This window comes from Streptomyces coryli (assembly GCF_011044975.1).
GTDB lineage: Bacteria > Actinomycetota > Actinomycetes > Streptomycetales > Streptomycetaceae > Streptomyces > Streptomyces coryli.
Window position 1 is genome coordinate 1 of the sequence record NZ_JAAKZV010000372.1, and the last position, 5,555, is coordinate 5,555.

Annotated in this window: 3 protein-coding genes and 1 pseudogene; all 4 read right to left on the reverse strand. The window is 71.8% G+C overall.

From position 1 onward, the window contains the following. Nucleotides 1-58: 58 nt before the first annotated feature. A complete protein-coding gene (locus tag G5C51_RS39475) occupies nt 59-2,188 on the reverse strand; it encodes a 3-hydroxyacyl-CoA dehydrogenase NAD-binding domain-containing protein (RefSeq protein ID WP_165245345.1) in 2,130 nt (709 codons plus the stop codon). Then, entirely contained in the window at nt 2,185-3,399 is a 1,215-nt protein-coding gene (locus G5C51_RS39480) for an acetyl-CoA C-acyltransferase (RefSeq protein ID WP_165245349.1), read from the reverse strand. Before G5C51_RS39480 ends, G5C51_RS39475 begins: the two co-directional genes overlap by 4 nt. A gap of 104 nt (nt 3,400-3,503) precedes the next feature. Further along, the gene (locus G5C51_RS39485; protein ID WP_165245347.1) at nt 3,504-4,469 is read right to left on the reverse strand and encodes an endonuclease/exonuclease/phosphatase family protein; all 966 of its coding nucleotides are present in this window, start codon (nt 4,467-4,469) and stop codon (nt 3,504-3,506) included. 76 nt (nt 4,470-4,545) lie between these two features. Next, nucleotides 4,546-5,555 (reverse strand): annotated as a pseudogene (locus G5C51_RS39490) (hypothetical protein); the annotation flags it as partial.

The following is a 5,555-nucleotide window of genomic DNA, read 5'->3' on the forward strand; positions in this document are numbered from 1 at the left end:
GGTAATCGTAGGCAGCGTCAGATGAGTATGCAACCCAACCACCCGCCCGACGCAGGGATTACTGCGGAACGCTGGCCACGCCCGGGGCGAGGAACTTCCGCCCCGCGACCCGCTCGCTGACGCCCTCGCGGTCCAGGTACGGCGTGATGCCGCCCAGGTGGAAGGGCCAGCCGGCGCCGGTGATGAGGCACAGGTCGATGTCCTGGGCCTCGGCTACGACGCCCTCGTCCAGCATCAGCTTGATCTCCTGGGCGATGGCGTTGAGCGCGCGCTCGCGGACCTGCTCCTCGGAGAGGACCACGTCGCCGACCTGGAACAGCGCCGCGACCTCGGGGTCGATCTCCGGCTTGCCGGAGTCGTAGAGGTAGAGGTTGCGCTTGCCGGCCTCGACGACGCGGCCGAGGTTCGCCGACTGGGCGAAGCGGTCCGGGAAGGCGGCCGCCAGGGTGCCCGCCACGTGGTTCGCCACCGCCGGGCCGACCAGGTCCAGCAGCACGATCGGGGACATCGGCAGGCCGAGCGGTGCGAGCGCGCGGTCCGCGACCTCGACCGGGGTGCCCTCGTCGACGGCGCCGAGGACCTCGCCCATGAAGCGGGTGAGGATGCGGTTCACGACGAACGCCGGGGCGTCCTTGACCAGCACCGAGGTCTTCTTCAGCTTCTTCGAGACCGCGAAGGCGGTGGCGAGGGACGCGTCGTCCGTCTGCTCCGCCCGTACGATCTCGAGCAGCGGCAGCACCGCCACCGGGTTGAAGAAGTGGAAGCCCACGACCCGCTCGGGGTGCTTGAGCTTCGACGCCATCTCGGTCACCGAGAGGGACGAGGTGTTCGTCGCCAGGATCGCCTCGGCCGGGATGATGTCCTCGAGCTCGGCGAAGATCTTCTGCTTGAGGCCGAGCTCCTCGAAGACCGCCTCGATGACGAAGTCGGCGTCCGCGAACGCCTCGGTCTTGTCCAGGGCGCCGGTGACCAGGGCCTTCAGGCGGTTCGCCTTGTCCTGGTTGACGCGGCCCTTGAGCAGCAGGATGTCGATCTGCTCGTGGACGTAGCCGACGCCCTTGTCGATGCGCTCCTGGTCGATGTCGGTCAGGACGACCGGCACCTCCAACCGCCGCGCGAAGAGCAGCGCCAGCTGCGAGGCCATCAGGCCCGCGCCGATCACGCCGACCTTCGACACCGGGCGGGCCAGGTTCTTGTCCGGCGCGCCGGCGGGGCGCTTGGCGCGCTTCTGCACCAGGTTGAAGGCGTAGATACCGGCGCGCAGTTCACCGCCCATGATGAGGTCCGCAAGGGCGGTGTCCTCGGCGTCGAAGCCGGCACGCAGGTCGCCGTTCTTCGCCGCGGCGATGATGTCCAGCGCGCGGTACGCGGCCGGGGCCGCCCCGTGCACCTTCGAGTCGGCGATGGCGCGGCCGCGCTCGACGGCCTGGTCCCAGGCCTCGGAGCGGTCGATCTCGGGCCGTACGACCTCGACGTCGCCCTTGAGGACGGATGCCGTCCAGAGCAGCGACTGCTCCAGGAAGTCGGCGCCCTCGAAGATCGCGTCGGCGATGCCGAGGTCGAAGACCTGCTTGCCCTTGAGCTGCTTGTTCTGGTTGAGCGAGTTCTCGATGATGACCGAGACCGCGCGGTCCGCGCCGATCAGGTTCGGCAGCAGCGCGCAGCCGCCCCAGCCCGGCACCAGGCCGAGGAAGACCTCGGGGAGCGAGAAGGCGGGGAGGGCCTTCGACACCGTGCGGTACGAGCAGTGCAGGCCGACCTCGACGCCGCCGCCCATGGCCGCGCCGTTGTAGTACGCGAAGGTCGGGACGGCGAGCGCGGACAGCCGCTTGAAGACGTCGTGGCCGCCCTTGCCGATCGCCAGGGCGTCCTCGTGCCGCTTCAGGAGCTCTACGCCCTTGAGGTCGGCGCCGACGGCGAAGATGAACGGCTTGCCGGTGATGCCCACACCGACGATGTCGCCCTTCGAAGCCTCCGCCTCCACCTGGTCGATCGCGGCGTCCAGGTTCGCCAGCGACTGCGGGCCGAAGGTGGTCGGCTTGGTGTGGTCCAGGCCGTTGTCGAGGGTGATGAGCGCGAAGCGCCCCGCACCGCCCGGCAGGTCGAGATGACGTACGTGCGCCTGCGTCACGACCTCATCCGGGAAGAGCTCCGCGGCGCCCTTCAGAAGTTCCTTGGTGCTGCTCACTTGCCCTCCCAGTGCGGGTTTTCCCAGATGACCGTGCCGCCCATGCCGAAGCCGACGCACATGGTGGTGATGCCGTAGCGGACCTCGGGCTGCTGCTCGAACTGCCGCGCCAGCTGCGTCATCAGGCGCACGCCGGACGAAGCGAGCGGGTGGCCGAAGGCGATCGCGCCGCCGTACTGGTTCACCCGCGGGTCGTCGTCGGCGATGCCGTAGTGCTCGAGGAGCGCCAGCACCTGGACGGCGAAGGCCTCGTTGATCTCGAAGAGGCCGATGTCGTCAATGCTCAGGCCCGCCTTGGCGAGGGCCTTCTCGGTCGACGGGATCGGGCCGAAGCCCATGACCTCCGGCTCGACGCCCGCATAGGCGTACGAGACGAGGCGCATCTTCACCGGCAGGCCGGCCTCGCGGGCGAAGTCCTCGCCGGCGATGAGGGACGCGGTGGCGCCGTCGTTGAGACCCGCGGCGTTACCCGCCGTCACGCGGCCGTGCGCGCGGAACGGGGTCTTGAGGCCCGCCAGGTTCTCCAGCGTGGTGCCCGGGCGCATCGGCTCGTCGGCGGTGGCCAGGCCCCAGCCGGTCTCGCCGCCCTCAGGGCTGGTGCGGCGGATGGAGATCGGCACCAGGTCCTGCTGGATGTCGCCGTTGGCGTAGGCCTTGGCGGCCTTCTCCTGGGAGCGGACCGCGTACTCGTCGGCGCGCCGCTTGGTGATCGTCGGGAAGCGGTCGTGCAGGTTCTCCGCGGTCATGCCCATGAACAGGGCCGACTCGTCGACGAGCTTCTCGCTCACGAAGCGCGGGTTGGGGTCCACGCCCTCGCCCATCGGGTGCCGGCCCATGTGCTCGACGCCGCCGGCGATGGCGATGTCGTACGCGCCGAAGGCGGTGGAGCCTGCCACCGTGGTCACCGCGGTCATGGCGCCCGCGCACATGCGGTCGATGGAGTAGCCGGGCACGGACTGCGGCAGCCCGGCCAGGATGCCCGCTGTCCGGCCGAGGGTCAGGCCCTGGTCGCCGATCTGCGTGGTGGCGGCGATGGCCACCTCGTCGATCGTCGCGGGGTCGAGGTTCGGGTTGCGGCGCAGCAGCTCACGGATGGCCTTGACGACGAGGTCGTCGGCGCGGGTCTCGTGGTAGATGCCCTTGGGGCCCGCCTTGCCGAACGGGGTGCGGACGCCGTCGACGAAGACGACGTCCCTGGCGGTACGAGGCACGGGCTCTCCTCCGGGGTGGTCGGTGGGTGCGGACACTGTCGTCATGCTACCCACCGGTAACCAGCCTGCCCATAGCTGCCGGGCCCCGCGGCGGATGTCACGCGTCACATGACGCGAACGGTCCCCGTGATCGCCCGGTGATCGGAGCAGCGGGAAGCGTACTCCGCATTGTCGTGGCTGCAGCCGGCCGGGATCGCCAGCGCCTCGGCGGAGTGCGCGCGGGCGCCGGCCAGGTGGTCCTCGCGGACCAGGAGGTAGTCGAGCTTCGCCTTGCCCCCGCCGGGCGGGGCATCCGGGGCCGGGCCGGTGTAGGTACCGCTGCCGTAGCCGGGGCGGGCGTCGCCCCCGTGGTCGAGATCGTGGTAGCGGCCGTGGTTGTGGCTGTTGAACTCGGTGTCGATGACGGGCGAGTAATAGCGCTCCATGCGCCCGAAGTGCGGCTGGACGTTCAGATCGCCCGCGAGGAAGGCGGGGCCGCCGGTCTCGTTCAGCTCGTCGACGACGTCGAAGGCGCGCTCCAGCTGGCGGATGTTCGCGAAGCGGCCGTCGATCAGGTCGTCGCTGACCGTCAGGTGCGCCGAGCAGAGGCTGGTCCCGTCCGGGGCGGTGCCGCAGACCATGTTGCGCTTCTCGGCGCTGCCGTCGCGGGGCAGCGTGATCCGCTCGGCGGACGCGATGCCCGCCTTGCTGAAGACGGCATTCCCGTACGCGTCCCCGCCGCAGGTCTCGCCGCCCGCGCCGCGGGAGGCGGCGAAGCGGCCGAAGTCGTCCGGCTGCTCGGTCCAGCCGGCCGCGCGCAGCCCGGTGAGGATCGCGTCGTACTGACCGCGGCACAGCTCGTTGAAGGAGGCGAAGTCGGCGTCCGCCTCGGCGATGGAGGCCACCGCGGCCTCGGGGAGGCCCGTATCGGTGGATCCCTTGTGCAGAAAGTGACCGGCGACGTTCCAGTGCCAGAGCGTGACCTTGCGGCCACTTTCCGCAGCGGAAGCGGCGGGGGCGGCAGGGGCGGCGGCCGTCGTGCCGGCGACGGCGGCGCAGAGCAGGGCCAGAGAGGGCAGGAATCTGGTCATGCCTACAACCGTCGGCCACGGACAGCGACCAGCGGCAGTGCCCTAGGACCCGACCGCTCCGGGCCTCAGGTCACCTTCACGCCGCCCGCCACTCGCTTCCCGCCGAGCCCGCCGGCTGCGGGCGCAGCAGCGCCAGGTCCGCCTCGGTGAGGCCGTCGACGTTGGCCAGGTCGCGGGCGCTGAGGGCGAGGTTGTTGTGGACGGTCAGGTACGGGCGCAGCCGGACCGGGCCGTTCATGCCGGTCTTGCGCTCGTGGGCGGCGAAGACGTCGGTGTCCTTGCGGCTGACCCGGTCGCCGAAGACGCGGCCGAGGCGGACCGGCTGGGCGCCGAAGCTGGGCACCACCCACAGGTCCCACAGGTCGTGCCCGCCCTCGCGGTGCGCCTCGGCGAGGGTGTACGGCAGCTCGAAGGCGATGTCACCCTCGCCGAGCGGCTGCGCCATGACGTGGAACTCGTACCGCTCCCCCTTCCGGGACCGCGCGATCACCGCGCACAGCTCGCCTGCCCGCGCCCGCCCGTGCAGCGTCGCGTGCACGCGGAAGGCGCCGGCCTCCGGGACGACCGAGGTGACCTCGGCGTGCCCGGCACGCAGCCAGGTGCGGACGGCCAGATAGCCGTCGCTGGTGGGGTACGGGATCCACTGCGCGACCTCGTCGGCGCCGGGCCGCGGCGGGGTGAGGCTGAGCAGGTGCTGGGTCTCGACGAGGCCCGCGCGCAGCCGCTTGGGCTTCGCGCCAGGGCCCAGGTCCAGGTAGCAGTCCCAGCGGCCGTCGGCGAGGCGGTGGGCGGCGCGGGCGACGGTGGCCTCGGCGTAGCCGTCGGCCGCGGGGCGCTTGCCGAGGCGGACGCGGATCTCCTCGCGCGGCTCGCTGCCGCGGCGGCGCAGCACGATGCCGCGGGCGCCCTCCGGGAGGCGCTTCGCGGGCAGCCGGAAGACCAGGTCGCCGGTGCCGCGGGCGACGCGGCAGCCGGCGGTGGGGCGCGCCGCCTTCTTCGCCGGTACCGGGGCGAGCAGACCGGAGGCGCGGAGCAGCCGGCCGACCTGGCGGCGGAGGACGCGGTGCAGCGGGACGGGGGCGGGGA

Bases quoted from the DNA above. Each gene is read 5' to 3' on its own strand.
- G5C51_RS39485 (WP_165245347.1), bottom strand. From the start codon at position 4,469: ATGACCAGATTCCTGCCCTCTCTGGCCCTGCTCTGCGCCGCCGTCGCC.